The sequence below is a fragment of the Cedecea davisae DSM 4568 genome, assembly GCF_000412335.2.
Taxonomy (GTDB): Bacteria; Pseudomonadota; Gammaproteobacteria; order Enterobacterales; family Enterobacteriaceae; genus Cedecea; species Cedecea davisae.
On sequence record NZ_KE161030.1, the window covers coordinates 205900 to 226077 of the forward strand.

A 20178-nucleotide genomic window follows, 5' to 3' on the forward strand; every position below is an offset into this window, starting at 1 on the left:
AAAAACATGTTTGACCTGATCCTGCGCCAGGCGCGGCTGGTGGACGATACCGTTATCGATATCGCCCTGAAGGACGGCAAAATTGCCGCTTTGGGTAAGATTGCGGGCGCAGCAAGTGAAGAGCGCCAGCTGAACGGAGAATACTACGTCAGCGCCGGCTGGATTGACTCCCACGTCCACTGTTATCCCAAATCCCCTATCTACCACGATGAACCTGACAGCGTGGGCATTCACACCGGCGTGACGACCGTAATCGATGCGGGCAGCACCGGGGCTGATGACGTAGACGACTTCTATCAAATCACCCGCAGTGCCGCGACCGAAGTCTACGCCTTGCTGAATATTTCCCGCGTCGGGCTGATAGCCCAGAACGAGCTGTCGAATATGAACAATATCGACGGCGACGCGGTACGCGAGGCGGTGAAGCGCCTCCCTGATTTTATCGTCGGCCTGAAAGCGCGAATGAGCAGCAGCGTAGTCGGCGAAAACGGCATTGCGCCATTGGTGAGAGCGAAAGAAATTCAGAAAGAGAATGGCGATTTGCCGCTGATGGTTCACATCGGCAATAACCCGCCGGATCTTGACGAAGTGGCCGAGCTGCTCACCAGCGGCGACATTATCACCCACTGCTATAACGGCAAACCTAACCGCATTCTGAACCCGGCAGGCCAGCTTCGTGCTTGCGTTTCCCGGGCGATTCAGCGCGGCGTGCGGCTGGATGTTGGCCACGGTACTGCCAGCTTCAGTTTTGAAGTGGCGCGAGTAGCTATCCAGCAGGGCATTTTGCCGCACAGCATCAGCTCGGATATCTACTGCCGCAACCGCATTAGCGGCCCGGTACATTCCCTGGGGGCGGTGATGTCGAAATTCCTCTCCATCGGCCTGTCGCTACCGCAGGTTATTGACTGCGTGACTTCCCACGCTGCCGACGGGCTGAGGTTGAAAAACAAAGGCCGCCTGGCCGTTGGGCTGGACGGCGACCTGACCCTCTTTGAACTGCGCCGCGAGCCAACCGTCTTTACCGATGCCGAACAGCAGACGCTGACGGGCGATCGGGCGCTGGTGGCGCTTGCCGTGGTGCGCGCCGGGAAGTGGTTTGACTGTGAATAAGGGAGAGCAGAACATGTCTTCGATTTATGAGAAATACAATTTAAAACAAGTGATTAATGCTTCAGGCCGCATGACCGCATTGGGCGTTTCTACCCCACGCCCGGAAGTGGTTGAAGCGGTGACCACCGGCATGAATCATTATTTCGAAATGAAGGATCTGGTGAATAAAACCGGAGCCTACATTGCCGGGTTGCTCGACGTTGAAGCGGCGACCGTGGTTTCCTGCGCTTCTGCGGGTATCGCCCAGTCCGTGGCGGCGGTGCTGGTGAAAGATAATCAGTGGCTGATTGAGAACCTGCACGCGGCTCCTCTGGAGAATAACGAAATCGTGCTGCCAAAAGGGCACAACGTTAACTTTGGCGCACCGGTCGGCACGATGGTCAACCTCGGCGGCGGCAAAATTGTTGAAGCGGGTTACGCCAACGAATGTTCAGCCGACCAGCTTGCAGCGGCCATCTCTCCGCGCACGGCGGCGATTCTGTATATCAAATCCCACCATTCGGTGCAGAAAAGCATGCTCAGCGTTGAGCAGGCCGTGGTCGTCGCGCGTAAACACAATCTGCCGCTGATCGTTGATGCTGCGGCGGAAGAAGACCTGGCATGCTATTACCGTGCCGGTGCCGACCTGGTTATCTACAGCGGCGCGAAAGCCATTGAAGGGCCAACCAGCGGGTTGGTCATCGGTAAAGAGCAGTACGTTGAATGGGTAAAACTGCAAACCGGCGGTATTGGCCGTGCGATGAAGGTCGGCAAAGAAGGCATTCTCGGCCTGACCTGCGCCATTGAGCATTACCTTAGCGCGGCGAAAGAGAGCGGTGCGGAAATGGTCGCGAAGATGACGCCCTTTATCGAGAACCTGAATACGATTAACGGCGTAACCGCTCGTGTTGTCTGGGATTCCGCTGGCCGTGATATCGCACGCAGTGAAATTAAATTCGATGAAGCGACCGTCGGCATCAGCACCGGCGAGCTGGTGGGCGCGTTGAAGCAGGGCGAATACGCCATCTACTTCCGCGGCTACAAAGCTAACGAAGGCATTATCGAAGCGGATGTGCGCAGCGTGAGCGCGGCACAGCTGGAGATTATTTACCGCTGCATTAAAGCGCTGGTAAGCAAGGAGAAATAAGCATGAAACTGACCCCAAATTTTTATCGTGACCGCGTCTGTCTCAACGTGCTGGCAGGCTCTAAAGAGAATGCTAAAGACATTTATCAGGCGGCGGAAGGCCATGTGCTGGTCGGCGTGCTTTCTAAAAACTACCCGGATGTACCAAGCGCGGTTGCCGATATGCGCGACTACGCGGCGCTGATTGATAACGCGCTGTCCGTCGGGCTGGGCGCGGGCGATCCGAATCAGTCGGCAATGGTGAGCGAGATTTCCGGCCAGATCCAGCCGCAGCACGTCAACCAGGTGTTTACCGGCGTAGGCACCAGCCGCGCGCTGCTGGGCCAGAACGAAAGCGTGGTCAACGGCCTGGTTTCACCGACCGGCACCGTCGGCATGGTAAAAATCTCCACCGGGCCGTTAAGCTCGGGTGCGGCGGACGGCATCGTGCCGGTAGAAACTGCCATTGCGCTGCTGAAAGATATGGGCGGTAGCTCAATCAAATACTTCCCGATGGGCGGGCTGGAATGCCGCGCTGAATATCAGGCCGTAGCAGAAGCCTGCGCGAAGCATGACTTCTGGCTGGAGCCAACTGGCGGTATCGATCTGGAAAACTTTGAGGAGATCCTGAAGATTGCGCTGGACGCGGGCGTGAGCAAAGTGATCCCACATATCTACAGCTCGATTATCGACAAAGCCAGCGGTAATACTCGCCCGGCTGACGTGGCGACGCTGCTGGCGATGACGAAGAAGCTGGTGGGGTAAAGCACTGTTTCCCCTCACCCCGACCCTCTCCCCAAAGGGGTGAGGGGGAAAAGAAAGATCCCCTTTTCTCATAGGAGATAGGGGAAAAGTAGGTTGATGTGAAATAGAAAGATCCCCTCTCCCTTTTAGGGAGAGGGTTAGGGTGAGGGTATAATCCTCATCAACCACATTTCGAGGATCAACGCATGTCTGCACGCACTCTGCTTGTTGCTTCATTTGCCTTACTTGCCGCTGGAAACAGCGCGGCGCAAAGCCATTATGCCTGGGTCGGCACCTACAACCCAAACGGCGAAGGGCTTTATCGCTTCCTGGTTGACGCTAAGACCGGCGCGCTGAGCGATAAAACGCTGGTCAGCTCGCTGCCTAACGCCGCGCAGCTTACGGCGTCGCAGGACGGCAAAACGCTTTATGTTGCCAGCGAAGCGGAGAAAGGCGTGATAGCGGCATTGCGCGTTGGCGATGACGGCAGCGTGACCGAGCTGAACCAGGTCTCCTCCGGCGGTGCGGGACCGGTGTATCTCTCGCTAACGCCTCAGGGCAAGCACCTGCTGGTGGCAAACTATATTAGCGGCTCTATCGCCGTGCTGCCGGTGAATGCCGACGGCAGCCTGCAAGAAGCCAGCGATAAGCATCAGGACAGCGGCGAGCCGGGGGAGGCAAAACCGGAGGCTGCGGCAGAAGGCAGCTTTGCGGCCAGCGATCATAACGGGGCGCATGCGCACATGATTGCCGCCGATCCGAGCGGGAAGTTCGTCTTCTCAACCGATCTGGGTCTGGATCGAGTCTATCAATATCGTTTCGATCAGAGCAAAGGCTCGCTGGAGCCGAACGATCCGCCGTTTATTGCCGCGTCATCCAAAGGCGCTGGGCCACGTCATTTTGTCTTTTCTGCCGACGGTTCAGGCCTGTGGCTGATTAACGAAGAGGCCTCTACGCTTACTCACTACAAGCTGGATGGTGGCAAGGGTACGCTGAGCGAAGGCAAAACAATTTCGGCGCTGCCGAAGGGGTATAAGGGCACGAGTTTCGCGGCAGGCCTGGTGCTTAGCCGGGACGGCAAGCAGCTGTATGTTGCCAACCGGCTGCATAACAGCATCGCCCATTTTAGCGTGGCGGCGAACGGCGAGTTAACGCATCAGGATGATGTCTGGACGCGGGGCGATTACCCGCGCGGATTGACGCTGGACGGCAGCGGTAAGCATCTCTACGCCCTGAATCAGCGCAGTGACAATATCACCCGCTTTAGCGTGGCGCCGGGGAGCGGTAAATTGACCTTTATCGAGGATTATACGGCGGTGGGAAGTCCGTCGCAGATGGTCTTCACCCCGTTTAAGTAGAGCAGGACGGAGCGCCAGCGCGCTCCGCTAACCAAAGGAAACGGTTGTGAGATTTCCCAATCAACGTCTGGCTCAACTCTTTGAGATGCTGCAAAACGAAACGCTGCCCCAGGATGAACTGGCGCGGCGTTTGTCGGTTTCTACCCGCACGGTACGGGCCGATATTACGGCGCTCAATGCCCTGATGGCAGGCTTTGGCGCGCAGTTTACGCTGACCCGCGGCGCGGGTTATCAGCTGAATATTGAGGATGCCGAACGTTACGGAGAACTGGTTCAGCACCGGCCGCGCCAGCTTCGCATCCCGCGCACTTCGCCGGAACGTGTGCATTATCTGGTGGTACGTTTTCTGACGGCGGCATTTTCGCTCAAGCTGGAAGATTTGGCCGAGGAGTGGTTCGTCAGCCGGGCGACGTTACAAAGCGATATGGCCGAAGTCCGCGAGTGGTTTACGCGCTACCATTTGACCATAGAAACTCGCCCGCGCCACGGCATGAAGCTGTTTGGCAGCGAGATGTCGATTCGCGCCTGCCTGACGGACTTGCTCTGGCAGCTGACGCTGGAAGACAGCGAAAATCCTTTGCTGACGGAAGAAGCACTCAACGCAGGCGTTCCTGAGCTGCTAGCCGGGCCGCTGCATGACTGTTTTACCCGCTGCCGGATTCGCTTAACCGACGAGGGCGAGCAGTTTATTCGTCTCTATTGCTCGGTGGCGGTACGCCGCATTAGCGAAGGTTATCCGCTGCCGGAATTCACCGCTGATAACGTGGATGTCCAGGTAAAAGAGGCCGCTCGCCAGATAGCCGCATTGCTACAAAAGCTGGCGGGTAAACCGCTCTCCGAAGCAGAAGAGCAGTGGCTACAGGTGCACATCGCCGCGCGCCAGGTGCAGGAAGTTGCGCCCAGCGCTATCAGCGCCGACGACGATGAGGCGCTGGTAAACTACATCCTGCGCTACATCAACACCCACTATAACTACAATCTGCTGGGCGACGAGCAGCTGCACGCCGACCTGCTCACCCATATCAAAACCATGATTACCCGGGTGCGCTACCAGATAAATATTCCTAACCCGCTGTTGGCCAATATTAAGCAGCACTACCCGCTGGCCTATGACATGACGCTGGCGGCGGTATCGAGCTGGGGCAAATACACCCCGTATGCGATAAGTGAAAACGAAATTGGTTTTCTGGTGCTGCATATCGGCGTCGGGCTGGAGCGCCATTACAACATTGGCTACCAGCGCCACCCGCGCGTACTGCTGGTTTGCGATACCGGCAACTCCACGGTGCGCATGCTCCAGGCCATGCTGATGCGTAAATATCCGCAGGTAGAAATCACCAGTATCATCTCGTTGCGCGACTATGAGCAGTTGGAAAGCGTGGAGGCGGATTTTGTTATCAGCACCGCGCGCATAGCCGAAAAGGAAAAGCCGGTAGTGCTGATGGCTCCGTTCCCGACCGATTATCAGCTCGAGCAGCTCGGCAAGCTGGTGCTGGTGGACAGAACGCGGCCTTACATGCTGGAGAAATTTTTTGATGCCAGCCATTTCCGCATCATCGACGGCCCAATGACCCAGCAGCAGCTCTTTATGACGCTCTGTGAACAGCTGGAGCGTGAGGGCGTTGTGGATGCCGATTTCCATCCTTCCGTGGTGGAGCGCGAGGCGATTGTTAGCACCATGCTCGGAGAAGGCATTGCTCTGCCGCACTCCCTGGGGCTGCTGGCGAAGAAAACGGTGGTCTACACCGTGCTGGCGCCGGAGGGGATTAGCTGGGGCGACGAGACGGCGCACGTTATCTTCCTGCTGGCTATCAGCAAGAGCGAGTATGAAGAGGCGATGGCAATTTACGATTTATTTGTGACGTTCTTGCGGGAGCGGGCGATGGTTCGACTGCGTGACAGCAAGGATTTTGCCAGCTTTAAGGCGGTGGCGATGGAGTGCCTGAGTAAGCTGTAAATGTAGTTGGCCCTCACCCCGGGGAAAGTATAGAGGCAATTCAATCTGATAGCTGGTGTTATCCCCTCTCCCCTGTGGGGAGAGGGTTAGGGTGAGGGGCAGTTATTTCAGGATAGTGAACGCGGTAGTTACGTGCTTCACGCCGCTCACGCGGCTGGCAATATCGGCCGCAGCCTTGCCTTCACGCTCCGTCACCAGGCCAAGCAGGAACACTTCGCCGTTTTCGGTGGTGACCTTCACGTTAGACGATTTAACCTGATCGCTGGTCAACAGCTGCGAGCGCACTTTGGTGGTTATCCATGTGTCGCTTGAAGCCGTGCCCAGGCCTACCGGAGCCATGATGCGAATTTCGTTATACACTTCGGTGGCGCCGTCTACGCCCAACGCGATTTGCTTGGCGCGGGAAGCCAGTTCAGGGTTCGGAGACTGGCCAGCCAGCAACACTTTGCCCTGGTAAGCCGTGACGTTAATACGTGCTTCTTTCTTGATTTGCTCATCCTTGCTGAGCGCGCTGTTCACGCGTAGCTCCAGCGTGCCGTCATCAACCTGAGTACCTACGGTACGCGGGTCGGTTGCGGTTTTGGTCGCCACGGCGGCGCTTCCCACAACAACGGCACCGACGCAGCCCTGTAGCAGCAGCGCGGAAATAAGAACAGCAATTGGCGTAAAGGCCTTCATGTTCATTCCTTCTCCTTTCTCAAAGATTGCTATTAACCATCCTGGTGGGGAAATAGCGTATTGTCGATCAGATCGCATAAACAGTTCACCGTCAGCATGTGCATTTCCTGAATGCGTGCGCTGCGGTGAGAAGGGATGCGGATTTCTACATCCTGCGGCCCTAACAGCCCTGCCAGTTCACCCCCGTCATAGCCCGTTAGCGCGACGATTGTCATGTCGCGGGTGACGGCTGCCTCTACCGCTTTGACGATATCACGGCTGTTACCTCGGGTGGAAATTGCCAGCAGGACATCTCCGGCATGGCCCAGAGCACGCACCTGTTTGGCGTACACTTCCTCATGCAGGCGATCGTTAGCGATCGCGGTTAAGACCACATTATCTGCATTAAGTGCAATGGCCGGTAAACTGGGGCGCTCTGTTTCGAAGCGATTGATCATGCTGGCAGCAAAATGCTGTGCGTTGGCGGCGGAGGTGCCGTTGCCACAACAGAGGATTTTGTTGCCGTTCAACAGAGACTGAACCAGCGTCATTGCGGCACGGGAAATGGCGTCCGGCAGGGCTTCCGCTGCGGCAATCTGAGTTTGAATACTTTCCGTGAAGCAGACTTTGATTCTTTCGAGCACGTTGATTCTACCTGGAGTTTTTTAGATATCGGCGGCAAACGCGTTGGTCAGCCACTCTATTTCATTGCCGGTGAAGGCTAACACATCGAAACGGCAATCCACAGTATCAAAACTTTTCCCGCTGCTGCTCAGCCAAACCTGTGCGGCGTGCAGCAGGCGTTGTTGCTTAGAGCGGGTAACGCTGGCGGCAGCGCCGCCGAACTTATCGTTACGCCGAAAGCGAACTTCAACGAAAACGATAATCTGTTGCTGTTTCATTATGAGGTCGAGTTCACCGCCGCGTATGCGCACATTCGAAGCGATAAAGCGCAATCCCTTGCGCTCGAGATAGCGGCGCGCCTGCTGCTCATAGTGCGCGCCGCTTTGTTGGCGGTTCAGGAAACCGGGACGATCTGGCCCTGACTGAATTGCAGCCAATTTAACTTCCTGTTAATTACGCAATCCTGGTTGGCGGTCAGCTGCCCGGTATTCCCGTTAAGCTGGTAGCCCGGCACCTGGCGCATCTGGGAGAAATGGTTGGCCAGGGACCAGGCATCGACGCCCATGGCATACAGGCGAGCCAGCGAATAGTCGTTATTAACGCGGCTCAGCGCCTGCTGCATCAACTGCGGGTTGCCGCCGGAAAGCATCGGGATTTCGCTGAACTGCAGGCCTTCCATTTCCAGGCGGTAGTCCGGGCCGTTAACGCCCTGAGAGCTGCGGGAGCTGGCATACAGCTGCGCGGCGCTGCGGCTGCCGGTGCGCATGGCGATCATCGGTTTAATCAAAGCGACTTCATCGGAAGTGGCAACGATATACACCGAATCGACGCTGCCGCTGCTGCTGGCGGTGATTTGTGCATCCGTTGGTGCCGCCGGAATGGTCAGGCCGCCGATGGTTACGCCCGGCGCCGTGTTGGACGGTGTGCTGACCGGCGTACCGGTTAACGCTATGCCGGAGCCGCTGTTAATGCCGCGTTTGAGGTCGTTTACGGAGCCAAATTTCTGCTGTAGCACCAGGCCGCCGCCAATCTTCTGCCATTCGGTGGCAAAGGCTTTGGCCACGCGGTCGCCAAAGGCATTAGAAGGCAGCAACAGCAGCGGGCTGCGGTGATTTTGCTGCCAGATATGATGGGCCGCATCGCGGGCTTCGTCTTCCGGAGAAAGGGCGAAATAGCAGATATTTGGGCGATTCTGCACGGTTTCCGGCTGGTTAAGCGCCAGGATATTCAGCGGGCTGTTGGTACTGGCAAGCTCATCGACGTTATTTTTCAATAACGGCCCGACCACCAGGGTCGCGCCATCCTGCTGTGCCTGGGCCAGCACCTGAGACAGCGGCTGAGAGCTGGTATCGTAGACTTTGATTTCCGCCGATGGGTTGGCAGGGGCAGAGCTTGAGGCCTCTCCGGCAGGTTGTGCCGCCGGTGCCGCTGGCGCATCAGTCGCTGGCTGGATTGAGGCCGACTGTGCTTTTTGGTCGGTCAGATCGCTAACGGAAGCGCTGGCCGGGCTGACGGCGGCATTGGGGTCTACGGGTGCCTGAGCGGCCTGCGGTTGCTGCACCTGAGGCTGCGGAGCTGGCTGTTGCTGAGTATTAGGGTCTGTTGGCTGAACCTGTGGCTGCACGGCGGCAACCGGGGCAGAACCGCTGTTTTTAGCGGCCTCAAAACCCTGTTCGATAGCGCGGCCAAATACCGCGGCCTGGCCGTTTAGCGGCAGCAACAGGGCAATTTTCCCGGTCGAAGCAGGCTTGAAGTTCTGGACATTAACCAACTGGGTTGGGAGCGTCTTTGCGCCCGGATTGTTCGGGTAGCGCGTTTGCCAGTCCTGGATGCCCGCTTTTAGCATCTTCGGATCGTTGCGGTTATCGCTCCAGACGCGCTGTAAGTCCAGCCAGCCCTGCAGAGTATTCTCATCGGCGTTGATGACCATGCTGTTCATCTGCTCCGCGGAGAGCTGTGACAGCGCCTGCCAAATCCCGTCAATGTTCTTCTGGTGTGCATCGCCCTTGAGCAGCGGCTCCTGGGTAATATAAGCGCGCAGCAGTGCCAGAGAAGGACGCCCCTGAGAAGAGTCAATCACCGCCTGGTAATAACGGCTTTGCTGGCTCTTATCGAGCGTGGATGGATCTATCTTTTCCAGCAGGGCCGAGGCCGCGTTGAAATCTTTCTGCGCAATCTTCACTTCCGGCACCAGAAGCTGCTGTTCGCGGGCCTGGGCAGCGGTCAATTCCTGCGGCAGTTGGTTATACAGCTGTACGGCCTCCTGAGGTTTCCCCTCTTTCAGCAGGGCACGAATGGCGAGTAATTGCCAGTTGGTCTTGCTATCATCTGCGTTTTGCTGCATTTGCTGCAGATAGTACGCTGACCCGGCGGTGGTTTCGCCCTGCAGCAGCGCGGCGGATTGATCCGGCGCCTGAGTAGAACAGCCAGCAAAAATTAGCGCAGCGAGCAAAACAGGCAGGCAGCGCCCGGCTTTTGAACGATTCAAGGTTGAGGGTAGCATTCTGTATCCAGTGGTTTTTAAATCCCAATGTACAATATTAAATCGGCAATACGGATGAAACAATGAAACAACACGAAACGGCGGCGATTTTAGCCAATACGCTCTATATCGTCCCGACGCCTATCGGCAATCTCGGGGACATCACCCAGCGGGCCCTCTCGGTGTTGCAAAGTGTTGATCTGATTGCCGCAGAAGATACTCGCCATACCGGCCTTTTGCTGCAGCATTTTGCGATTAATGCGCGACTGTTCGCACTTCACGATCACAACGAGCAACAAAAAGCCGAAACCCTGCTGGCTAAGCTGAAAGAAGGCCAAAGCATTGCGCTGGTTTCTGATGCCGGTACGCCGCTGATTAATGACCCCGGCTATCATCTGGTGCGTACCTGCCGTGAAGCCGGGATCCGCGTTGTGCCGCTGCCCGGCCCGTGCGCCGCTATTGCCGCCTTGAGCGCCGCAGGTTTACCGTCCGACCGCTTCTGTTATGAAGGCTTCCTGCCCGCAAAATCCAAAGGCCGCCGCGACGCGCTGAAGGCGGTAGAGCAGGAGCCACGCACGCTGATTTTCTACGAGTCCACCCACCGCCTGCTGGATAGCATGGAAGATATCTGCGCGGTGCTCGGTGAGTCCCGCTATGTGGTACTGGCGCGCGAGCTGACCAAAACCTGGGAGTCTATCCAGGGCGCGCCGATTGGCGAGCTGCTGGCCTGGGTGAAAGAAGATGAGAATCGCCGCAAGGGCGAAATGGTGCTGATAGTCGAAGGTTTTAAGGCACAAAGCGATGATGAGCTACCGGCCGATGCCCTGCGCACGCTCGCATTGTTGCAGGCTGAACTTCCGCTGAAGAAAGCCGCCGCGCTTGCCGCCGAAATTCACGGCGTGAAGAAGAACGCGCTGTATAAATATGCTTTAGAAAACAATAAGGGATAACTTTCTCGAGACCCCTCGCAGTTTTTGAAGCATAAACGCTTTATTGTATAAATAATGAACTCCCTGGTGTTATTTTGCACTTCACTGAATAACTTTAAGGGAGTTAAAGTTTATGCCGGTATTGATACCAGGGGAGTCGAAAATGGCCGTTTATCCCATTAGCTATAGTCCTGCTGCACTGGAAAGAGCCTTCGATGTGTCAGGTACTACGGATATTCTTGGCCCACCTGCGCTTATCGTTTTACGCAAGGATAAAAGCGCTGCGGCCATTATTTATGCAGAACCCGTGCTGGATGAGAACGATGAGCTTCGCCATCCTGTTGTTGCCAAACTCGATTTAATTCCGCGTAAGAGTGCCAGGCAGAATGAATCGATTGTTGCCGTTAAGCGCTATTGGGAATCAAAAGCCGTTTCTCAGGTTGAGGGGATTGTTGTAGATAACCCCGCCCGGGATACCCGGGTTGCCACTACGCTTTATGAACACCTCATCGTTGAGCAGGATCTTATCCTGATGAGCGATCACGAGCAGTATATTGGCGGTCAGGCGATATGGAAACGCATTGCCCGTTCATCAAAGGATATAAGCGTTTTCATTCTGGATACCGAAAGCGGGTGCTTCTATCCCTATGATGGGGAAAGAGTATGCTATGACAGCGAATGTATTCCTGAGTCTGAAATCTGGAGCCTGTCGCCTGACGAGTCCCAGCATGGCATTGTGCTGGTGGCGGAAAAACGCACGAGTTTCTCTGTGGATGAAGGCCTGGTTTCCCAGGCCTGAAGTGAGCTCTACCTTACCGGCGTAGCCTCAACCACCAGCGTTTCCAGCGGCTTCAGCGTCACAATCAGCGGTTTACTGTAATCTCCCGTAAGCGTTGCGTTATCGCCATAAACGGCTTTTAGCGTAAAGCGTGTGGCCTCGCCGTCCGGTACTTCAAAGCTTTTACTCAAGTCCAGATAGTAGCTCTGCGGCTTATCGGATGGGTTACGCAGCCCAAAAATCGCTTTCTCCTTGCTCCAGGACGCCCAGCCATAAACCTCAAGCTGCGTTGGGTCGCCGCCTATCCAGTGGCTGTCTACCAGCACGTTGCTATTTTCCCGCGACCATTTAGCCGCTTTAGCCAGCGTGTCCCATTTGGCGCTGTTCAGCATCGACGGCGTAATATACAGCTCTTGCAGCTGGGTGCCGGTAGCAAAATAGCTCCAGGTCTGGTCGGCGAAGTCGCCGTCTGTCTGGATCTTCTCAAGCCCAAAGTAGGCATGCTCGGCGCTGACAATACCGTGATACATCAATGAGTTTATCGGGAACAGCGGGCCTTTTCGCACGATAGAGCGATAAGTTTCAGCGTCGCGGTAGGTTACCCATTGCTGTACCGGAGAGCCTTTGCCGTAGACGTTAATATCGTCGCCCTGTCGCCAGATGGAGTCGGCATAAAATAGCCAGGACGGGCTGGCGTTGGTGCCGGTCGTCAGGTTGATAAACAGGTCTTTATTGGCCGCGCGCATGTTTTTAATCAGTTCGATAGACGCATCGAAGTCGGAGGCAAAGGGGCTGCCTTTGATATAAGAGTTGGCGTTGCCCATGCCGTCGAGCTTGAACGAGGTAATGTGCTCGTTTTTGATTAACCCAATTATCTTCTCGTTAAAGTTGCGGAAGTAGTTGGGGCCGGAAAGGGCGAATTTTCCGTCTACCGTCTCAAAACCATTCTCTTTGGCGTGGGATACACGTTCATCGCGGGGTTTGTTATAACCGCCCCACGGCGAGAGCCACAGGCCGATTGAGGTATGCAGGCTGTCTGCCTTTTCTTTAACGGCGCTGAAGCCGTGTTTAAATGCCGGACCAAACAGCCATTTACCGGTGAGATCGTCCCAGCCATCGTCGAGCAGGAAGCCGTCCAGCTTAACGCCCCGTTTATTAATCAGCTCACGGGCGTATTCATCCATACGGGTGAGAACATCTTTCTCGCTGTAGGGCGTAAAGAAGCCGATGTCCATCCAGCTGTTGTAATGCAGATAGGGCTGGTAAGGCCGCGGACGCATAACGTTAATGAACTGATTAAAGCTGCGGCGAAGCTGGTCAGTGGCCTCAAAGGTTCCGAAATACGTGGTATAGGTAACGGGCGCGTCGGTTTTAATCGGCGTTTTTAGCTCGACGTTAAGGTTAGTGGTGGTTTCGTAGGCGTAAGTATTCACGATGGGCTTTTGCGGCAGCATAAAGAAGCTGTCGGCCACAATCGGCGAGCTGTTGACTGCGCCGTTGACGTAAGGTGCCTGAGCCTGCCCCTTGGTTGGGAAGAAGGTTATTTTAGCGACGTCGCGCGGCTGGCCCTTTGCCTGCAAGGTATAGTCGATAGCGGCGTATTTTCCTTTTAATACCTTGAACACTACGCTGACGGCAAAATCGTCACGCTCGTAATCTATCTGAATGGCATCGTCTTTTTTGCTGACATTTTTGATTTTAAAGTCAGCGGTATGAATGACCTTTTCATCGGGCAGCGTCAGAAAAAACAGCTCAACGGGCGCGAGTTTATGCCCGGACAGCTTGTCTTTCACTACCGCCGCAGAGTTTGCATCATCAAACGTTATCGCCAGATTGTTGTTATCCAGCTGGTATTGCGCCGCCAGCGCGGCATTGCTCATCAGCATGAGGAGTAGAGAGCTTTTTATTATTGTCTTCATCAGAGGTCCTTAGCGTTGCGAGGTTACAGAGCGGCTTCTGGTTCCGGCAGCAATTTATTGGCTGAGCCGCAAACCGCGACTTTGCTGCGCACCACTTCTTTCATTGCGTCCATGCCGACGCGCATGTAGTAGCGCGGGTCATTGCCTTCCGGGTTATCGGCAAACCATTTTTTGACCGCGGCGGCGAAGGCGATTTTGAGTTCCGTTGCCACATTCACTTTGCAGACGCCCAGCTCAATGGTGCGGCGAACAAATTCATCCGGAACATCGCTGGCGCCGTGTAAAACCAGCGGCACGGAGACCACTTCCCGGATTTCCCCCAGCCGCTTAAAGTCGATTTTTGGGCGTTTGGTATACAAGCCATGGGCGGTACCAATGGCGACGGCCAGGCTATCTACACCGGTAAGTTCAACAAAGCGCCGGGCTTCCTGCGGATCGGTCAGGAAGGCGCTCTCCTCATCGACATCCATATCGTCTTCAACGCCGCCAAGCCGGCCGAGTTCGGCCTCTACGCTACAGTCGAAGCGGTGGCAAAAATCCACTACCGATTTCACCAGCTTCACGTTTTCGGCAAACGGGAAGTGGCTGCCGTCGATCATGGCGCTGCGTACGCCCGCGTTAACCTTGCGGGTGATATCCGCCAGCGTTTCATGATGATCAAGATGCAGCGCCAGCGGAATGCCGTAGCTCTCGGAATAGGCCTCGCAAAGCGCATAAATTTCTTCGAAAGCGATATGTTTAAAAGTGCCCGGCGTACCGGCAAGGATAACCGGCGAGTTCAGCTCTTTGCAGACTTCTAAAATCGCCTGAATAGTCTCGGCATTGTGGATATTAAAAGCCGGTACCGCGTAGCCCCTGGCCTGTGCGTCCTGAAGCAGATATTTAGTGGAGATAATGCTCATGGGTAACCTCTCAGCCTTTCCAGGGATGAATCACTACGCCTTTCACCACGCGGTTTACGGTGCCGCTGGCGGAAGGTGTATCCGGGGTAATACCTGCTTTAACCGATGCGGTCAGGGCAAAAATTTGTGCATACATCAGGAAGCAGAACGCTTGTTCGATATCCAGAAACTCCCTGGCGGCGGGAAGCAGGATATGCGGCCCTGCTTCGATCTCCGGGCTGCTGACGGCTGAAATCGCGATGGTCTGCATTGCCAGTCGATCCCTGCGCAGTTCGGCCAGCAGATCCAGGTCGTACAGCCTTGTATATGGGTCACTTGAAATCAGCACGACTGCCAGAGTTGCGTTATTTACCAGCGATTTAGGGCCATGGCGGAAGCCGGTTGGCGAGTCGTAAAACGCGGCCAGTTTGCCTGCCGTAAGTTCCAGAACTTTCAGCGCGGCTTCGCGGGCTACGCCTTGTAAACCGCCGCTGCCGAGATAAACCACGCGCTGATATGGCTGGTCGCCAAACGGCATTTCGCTGAAGTCCCCCTGCGATTCGATTATCTGAGCGCAGCGGTGCGCCACGTCCTGGAATGAAGAGGAGTTGATAATATCCGGGGCAAATACCGCGAGGCAGCTGGCCATCATGGTGGTGATGCTGCTGGTCATTGCAAACCCGCGGTCGTGGGTTTCGGCCGGCATCAACAGCGGCAGAGATCGCTCGTCGTGTAAGGCATTACGGTAAAGGCTGCCGGCTTCATTGCAGGTAATCATCAGATGATGGCGGGGCTGCACCAGCTGATTCACCAGGTCAACCGCCGCCATACTTTCCGGGCTATTGCCGGAGCGGGCAAAAGAGACCAGCAGCGTGTTCTGCCCGGGCGAGAGGTAATCCAGCGGGTTGGTGACTAAATCCGTGGTGGGAATAGCGACAAAGTTCTTTCCGGTATGGCGAGACAGCCAGGGAGCAATAATATCGCCAATAAAAGCGGAGGTTCCCGCGCCGGTAAGCACAATTTTTAGATCTTCTTTTACCAGCAGCGGCGCAAGGAAAGCGTCGATTTGTTCGCGTAAGCGAGCGATCTGCTGTAGCGATCTGATCCAACTGGCGGGCTGCTGGCGGATCTCTCTTTCTGTCCAGGTGGTGCTGCCGCTGACGGCGGCTGCCGGGGTTTCGCTCATGACGTGGTCCTTAGTATTGCGTGGTCAGGTGTCAGCTCATGTGCGCATGACTACCTTTCGTTTCATTTCACTTAATGAGTTGCCTGCTTAAAAGGAAATGTATAGAAAGGAAAGTGTAAGATCAACATCAAAAAAGAAATAAAACGAAAATCGTGATCTATATTGAGAATTTTGTTTATCTCTTTAATTAATAATGGTTTTTATTGGAGTGATGGATTTTGGAAAGGAAAGAAAAGGTCTGCGACGGAGCAGGCCGCAGACCAAAGTGGTACACATTGAAAGCGCTATAGGGGGACGCTTTTATTAATCGAAATCGGCTTATGGCAGATCAATACTGCCCTGTCATATGCCTTCTCCAGCGGCCTCAACCGAGCGGTGGCGTGCCATCTCATCAACCAGGCTGGTTAAGCCGCGGTGGCCGCACTCGAGCGCCATCTGGCGAAATTCGCTGCTGTTCAGGCCTTCTCGCTCCAGCACCATTTCCAGAAGCAATTGAAGATTAATGCCGGTAATGACTTCGCGCCCGGGCCTTTCAAGCGCCAGGGTGGAGGCCACACGAAACGGTGTGCCGCCGAGCAAATCAGTCAGAAAAATTAGCCCCTCGCGCTCGTCAAGGCGGTTAATGGCTTCTTCAAACTGGCCGGTAAGCCGCGCGGTGGATGACGTTTCCGGGAAGTCGATGGCGATAATTTGCGGCTGTTCGCCCAGGATCTGTTTCATTGCCTGCTCCAGACCGCTGGCAAAACCTCCGTGCCCGCTGACAATTATGCTTAGCATGTGCTTTCCTCTCTTTTACAGGAAGTGAAGGAATTTCCCGACGACCGCCAGAACGACGGTGATGCAAATAAGCCGCAAAGGACTCCAGCCGCGGCGAACCAGGGCATACATCACCAGGGTGTAAACCAGCGGAAGAAACGCGGGCATCAGCTTGTCGATAACGTCCGTCTGAAGCTTGACGACGGCATCCCCGGCGGTAATTTCCAGCGTGGTGGACAGGCGAACATAGGTGGCAACCAGGGCGCCAATTACCGTCATCCCGACAATGGAAGCGGCATGGCCTACCTTGCGGGTATTGGCCTTGATAAGCGGAATGGCCGCAACACCCATGCGGTAAGCATAGTGCGCCAGCCCAAAGCGCAGGCCGAGGTGAACCACGTTAAACAGCACGATAAATATCACGGCGCCAAGAATAGATCCTTGTAAGGCCAGGCTGGCACCGATGCCGCCGCATATTGGCAGCAGCGTTAACCAAAACATGGCGTCGCCTATCCCGCCGAGCGGTGCGCCAACGGCAATTTTAGTGCTCTGAATACTGTTTACATCCTGCTTTGAACGCTCCATAGCCAGGATAATGCCGATAACGAAGGTCACGAGGAATGGATGAGTGTTAAAGAACCCCATGTGTCCTTTCATGGCTCGAGCGAGATCTTGCTTGTTAGTATGGATTTTTTTCAGGGCAGGCAGCAGGCCGTACAGCCAGCCGCAGGCCTGCATACGTTCGTAGTTAAACGAAGCCTGAAGCAGCATGGAGCGCCACGCTACGCGGTTAATGTCTTTCTTCGTCAGTTCAGCGCCAATGGTCTGATCCTGATAAATATTATCGTTGCCGCCGGTGATGACGGTTTCTGTTTCAGTGGCCTGAGGCAGAGTTTGGGTATCAGATGCCATCTTCAAATTCCTCTTGCTGGGCGCGGGAAGGCTGCGGGGGAGTCGGGTCTTTACGCATCAGGTCCATTAAAGCCATCGCCAGCGCTGCCGCAGCAATCGCCAGAACCGGCAGTTTGAGCCAGGCTGCGCAGACAAAGCCGATAATGAAGTAGGGGATGTAGACGTTTTTCATCATGATTTTTAGCAGCACGGCGAAGCCGATAGCGGGCATTATCCCGCCGGCAACGCCGAGGCCGTCAATCAAGCGGGCCGGCAGCATGTCAATGGCCGCTTTGGCGTGTTCTGCGCCAAAGTTGATCGGTAAAAATGCGCACAGGAAATAGAAGATGCCCAGAGCCAGCATGGCCAGGTAGTTGATTCGCTCTATGCCTCTGGTATCCGCGTTTGCCGCCATGCGGTCGGCGCGAGCCATTACCCCGGACATGATAGAGAACAGGAACGTTATCCCCATTTGCACCGCCACCGCAAACGGCACGGCAACGCCGACGGCAACTTCGGGCTTCACGCCGGTAGTGATGGCGAAAGTGGTGCCGACAATCGTCCCGATAATGACGTTAGGCGGCTGGGCACCGGCAAGCGGAGCCAGCCCCATCCAGACCAGCTCAAGGGTGCCGCCGGTGAGAATACCGGTGTGTAAATCCCCCAGAATCAGGCCAACCAGCGGGCCAAGCACAACCGGGCGGTGCATGTGCGTCAGGCCGTTGAACATATCCAGCCCGGCAATAAAGGCCAGGACACCTAACGCTATCGCTTGTAGTAAGCTGATTTCCATAGCAAATACCTCAGAGAAGTTTATAGAGATCCTGAGCCGATTCTGTGGGAACGCCCTGAACGAAACACTCCACCCCGGCCTGCTTAAGGCCGGAGAAAGCGGCAATGTCCTGTTCATCCACCGAGACGGTTTTGGCGACCTGTTTCTTACCTTCGACGTAATGCATGTTGCCGACATTGATGCGTTGGACCGGAACGCCGCCCTGGACCAGGGCTAAAAAGTCCTGCGGGCTTTTGCAGACCAGCAGAATTTTCTGGCGGTCTGCGGCTTTGTGAATGTTGTCGATAACTTTTTGCAGCGGCCAAAAACGTACCGCAATGCCTTCGGCCAGCACCATTTCCATCAGGTTTTGCTGGATGGGGTCTTCGGCGACTTCATCATTGGCTACCAGCACCAGGTTAGCGCCGGAAAACCCAACCCACTGCACGCCAACCTGGCCGTGGATCAGTCGCTCATCAATGCGGCTTAAAACAATGTTTGGCATGTTATTTTCCTTATTATCATTGTGTTAATCAGAAGACATTTCGCCATGACAGGCCGCATGGTACTGGCGCAGCACATCCTGAATATGATCGATTATCAGCTCGTGAGGTGTGGCTGATAGCTGGCTCTCACGCACTTTTGCGTACTGAAGAGGCAGGTACTGGCTGATCAGCGGCAGCGGGATAGGTTCATTCGCGAGATTTTTTACCAACGTGTCGTAGGCTTCATCGATATCACGATCCGGCCAGTAGTAGCGCACCCGGTCAGAATAGCTGTAGCCGCGAGCGAGCCGCAGGGCATCGCCTTTACCGTGATAGTGCTGCTGCCAGTGCGCCGGGTTGTCCAGCATAACCGTCTCCAGTACGTCCCTTAGGCCCGAGCATCTGTGGGCAGGAAGCAGCTCACGCTCGATGGCCGAGAGGGAGAACAGGGCTTCACGCAGTGCAAAGGTGAGCGCAGGGCCGACTTTCAGTATTGCGAAGTGGTTCTCAACCAGCCGGGACAGGGCCTGCGGCGTCTGGTAATCGGTCGAGTGGGCTTCAAAAACCATGGTTTCCGAGGCTTCAATCATCTTGCTTAGCGGCTGGGATTTCTCCGGGCAATAGTCAATGACCTGGGTGTGGTCGAACTCAACGCCGGGCTGGACTACCAGGCCGATGATGCGTGGCCACAGGCCGCTAAGCCCGCTTTGTTCGAAAGCATGTCGGTGGGCTTCCAGGGTCTTTTTTGCCGCCTGTGGCGAGGTTACGGCCAGTTCAGCCAGGGTTTCATGAGCGCCGCCGGGAACCGGGACTTCGGTGCCTATGACGTACACCAGGTCCGACATTCCAAAGTGCTCAATGCAGGTTTGCTCGGCTATCACCGCCAGCCTGGCCGCACGCCCTGCGACGAGTTCGTCGGTTAGCGGAACGGGGTCATCGGCACAGGACATGCTGCAATCGAGGTGAATTTTTTTAAATCCCGCGGCCACGTAGGTGCGAATCAACTCTTCGGCGTGAGCCATTGCCTCTTCGGCCGGGCGGGTTTGCCAGCGATTCGGGCCAAGGTGGTCTCCGCCAGGGATAATCCTGGCGTGGGGGAAGTTATGTTGCTCAGCCAGGCGGTAAACAAACCCGCAGAAGTCTGCTGGCGTCATTCCCGTGTAGCCGCCGTATTGATCAACCTGATTTGAAGTCGCTTCAATCAGCAAGTCTGCGTCCGCTTCGCGGGCATGACGCATCGCCGCCTCGAGAACGAGCGGATGGGCGGAACAAATCGCGAAAACTCCGCAATGCTTGTTCTTTTTGTGGTTAGCTACAAACTCGGTTAACTGTTTCACTTTCCTCTCCGCAGCGATTGATTAAAACAACTTCTTTCGATTCATTTCATTTAATCGTGCCTTATTGTGGTTTGAGAATAAAAAGAAAGATAATGGAATTGAGATCTGTTTCGCAAAAGAAACATAATGAAAGGGTGGGGTTGCAGTAAAAATGGCAGATGGTGCCGATTCCAGGGACTTGCTTTCCGCTAAAAGAAAGGTGTTAATA

At 55.4% G+C, this 20178-nt stretch carries 19 protein-coding genes; 7 read left to right on the forward strand and 12 right to left on the reverse strand.

Annotation, left to right across the window (positions count from 1 at the left end; all coding sequences use genetic code 11):
* Window positions 1-6: 6 nt before the first annotated feature.
* The 5 genes from HMPREF0201_RS01020 to HMPREF0201_RS01040 all read left to right on the forward strand — a co-directional run bounded on the left by HMPREF0201_RS01020 (window position 7) and on the right by HMPREF0201_RS01040 (window position 6273).
* On the forward strand, window positions 7-1110 hold the full coding sequence (locus HMPREF0201_RS01020; RefSeq protein ID WP_016517579.1) for an amidohydrolase/deacetylase family metallohydrolase: 1104 nt from the start codon (window positions 7-9) through the stop codon (window positions 1108-1110).
* A 13-nt stretch (window positions 1111-1123) separates the two neighbouring features.
* A complete protein-coding gene (locus HMPREF0201_RS01025; protein WP_039897834.1) occupies window positions 1124-2236 on the forward strand; it encodes a DgaE family pyridoxal phosphate-dependent ammonia lyase in 1113 nt (370 codons plus the stop codon).
* 2 nt (window positions 2237-2238) lie between these two features.
* A complete protein-coding gene (gene dagF, locus HMPREF0201_RS01030) occupies window positions 2239-2979 on the forward strand; it encodes a 2-dehydro-3-deoxy-phosphogluconate aldolase (RefSeq protein WP_016517581.1) in 741 nt (246 codons plus the stop codon).
* A gap of 185 nt (window positions 2980-3164) precedes the next feature.
* A complete protein-coding gene (locus HMPREF0201_RS01035) occupies window positions 3165-4316 on the forward strand; it encodes a lactonase family protein (protein WP_016517582.1) in 1152 nt (383 codons plus the stop codon).
* 46 nt (window positions 4317-4362) lie between these two features.
* The gene (locus HMPREF0201_RS01040) at window positions 4363-6273 is read left to right on the forward strand and encodes a BglG family transcription antiterminator (RefSeq protein ID WP_039897836.1); all 1911 of its coding nucleotides are present in this window, start codon (window positions 4363-4365) and stop codon (window positions 6271-6273) included.
* A gap of 102 nt (window positions 6274-6375) precedes the next feature.
* On the opposite strand, the gene dolP is transcribed toward HMPREF0201_RS01040, so the two are convergent.
* From dolP to HMPREF0201_RS01060, 4 genes are read right to left on the reverse strand one after another with little or no spacing between them, the layout of a single operon-like run.
* Window positions 6376-6951: a division/outer membrane stress-associated lipid-binding lipoprotein gene (gene dolP, locus HMPREF0201_RS01045; RefSeq protein ID WP_039899080.1), complete on the reverse strand. Its 576-nt coding sequence runs from the start codon at window positions 6949-6951 to the stop codon at window positions 6376-6378.
* 32 nt (window positions 6952-6983) lie between these two features.
* The gene (diaA, locus tag HMPREF0201_RS01050; protein WP_008453676.1) at window positions 6984-7574 is read right to left on the reverse strand and encodes a DnaA initiator-associating protein DiaA; all 591 of its coding nucleotides are present in this window, start codon (window positions 7572-7574) and stop codon (window positions 6984-6986) included.
* A gap of 21 nt (window positions 7575-7595) precedes the next feature.
* Window positions 7596-7991: a YraN family protein gene (locus HMPREF0201_RS01055; RefSeq protein ID WP_016517585.1), complete on the reverse strand. Its 396-nt coding sequence runs from the start codon at window positions 7989-7991 to the stop codon at window positions 7596-7598.
* Window positions 7949-10057 carry a penicillin-binding protein activator gene (locus HMPREF0201_RS01060; RefSeq protein ID WP_016517586.1) on the reverse strand — a complete coding sequence of 703 codons (2109 nt, stop codon included), beginning with the start codon at window positions 10055-10057 and terminating at the stop codon, window positions 7949-7951. The genes HMPREF0201_RS01055 and HMPREF0201_RS01060 overlap by 43 nt, the downstream gene beginning before the upstream one ends.
* Window positions 10058-10119: 62 nt before the next feature.
* On the opposite strand from HMPREF0201_RS01060, the gene rsmI reads away from it, so the two are divergent.
* Window positions 10120-10986, forward strand: a complete 867-nt coding sequence (gene rsmI, locus HMPREF0201_RS01065; RefSeq protein WP_016517587.1) for a 16S rRNA (cytidine(1402)-2'-O)-methyltransferase — start codon at window positions 10120-10122, stop codon at window positions 10984-10986.
* A gap of 142 nt (window positions 10987-11128) precedes the next feature.
* Window positions 11129-11764 carry a hypothetical protein gene (locus tag HMPREF0201_RS01070; protein WP_039897838.1) on the forward strand — a complete coding sequence of 212 codons (636 nt, stop codon included), beginning with the start codon at window positions 11129-11131 and terminating at the stop codon, window positions 11762-11764.
* Window positions 11765-11772: 8 nt separating this feature from the next.
* On the opposite strand, the gene HMPREF0201_RS01075 is transcribed toward HMPREF0201_RS01070, so the two are convergent.
* From HMPREF0201_RS01075 to kbaZ, 8 genes are all read right to left on the reverse strand, one after another.
* Window positions 11773-13662, reverse strand: coding sequence for an alpha-galactosidase (locus HMPREF0201_RS01075; protein ID WP_016517589.1), 1890 nt, complete (start codon window positions 13660-13662; stop codon window positions 11773-11775).
* A gap of 23 nt (window positions 13663-13685) precedes the next feature.
* Entirely contained in the window at window positions 13686-14564 is an 879-nt protein-coding gene (kbaY, locus tag HMPREF0201_RS01080) for a tagatose-bisphosphate aldolase subunit KbaY (protein WP_016517590.1), read from the reverse strand.
* A 10-nt stretch (window positions 14565-14574) separates the two neighbouring features.
* Window positions 14575-15729: an SIS domain-containing protein gene (locus HMPREF0201_RS01085; protein ID WP_016517591.1), complete on the reverse strand. Its 1155-nt coding sequence runs from the start codon at window positions 15727-15729 to the stop codon at window positions 14575-14577.
* A gap of 342 nt (window positions 15730-16071) precedes the next feature.
* On the reverse strand, window positions 16072-16506 hold the full coding sequence (agaF, locus tag HMPREF0201_RS01090) for a PTS galactosamine/N-acetylgalactosamine transporter subunit IIA (protein ID WP_016517592.1): 435 nt from the start codon (window positions 16504-16506) through the stop codon (window positions 16072-16074).
* A gap of 15 nt (window positions 16507-16521) precedes the next feature.
* Window positions 16522-17397: a PTS N-acetylgalactosamine transporter subunit IID gene (gene agaE / locus HMPREF0201_RS01095; protein WP_016517593.1), complete on the reverse strand. Its 876-nt coding sequence runs from the start codon at window positions 17395-17397 to the stop codon at window positions 16522-16524.
* Window positions 17387-18169, reverse strand: a complete 783-nt coding sequence (gene agaW, locus HMPREF0201_RS01100) for a PTS N-acetylgalactosamine transporter subunit IIC (protein ID WP_016517594.1) — start codon at window positions 18167-18169, stop codon at window positions 17387-17389. Before agaW ends, agaE begins: the two co-directional genes overlap by 11 nt.
* Window positions 18170-18179: 10 nt before the next feature.
* Entirely contained in the window at window positions 18180-18653 is a 474-nt protein-coding gene (gene agaV, locus HMPREF0201_RS01105; RefSeq protein ID WP_016517595.1) for a PTS N-acetylgalactosamine transporter subunit IIB, read from the reverse strand.
* A gap of 24 nt (window positions 18654-18677) precedes the next feature.
* On the reverse strand, window positions 18678-19970 hold the full coding sequence (gene kbaZ, locus HMPREF0201_RS01110; protein ID WP_016517596.1) for a tagatose-bisphosphate aldolase subunit KbaZ: 1293 nt from the start codon (window positions 19968-19970) through the stop codon (window positions 18678-18680).
* Window positions 19971-20178: the final 208 nt, after the last annotated feature.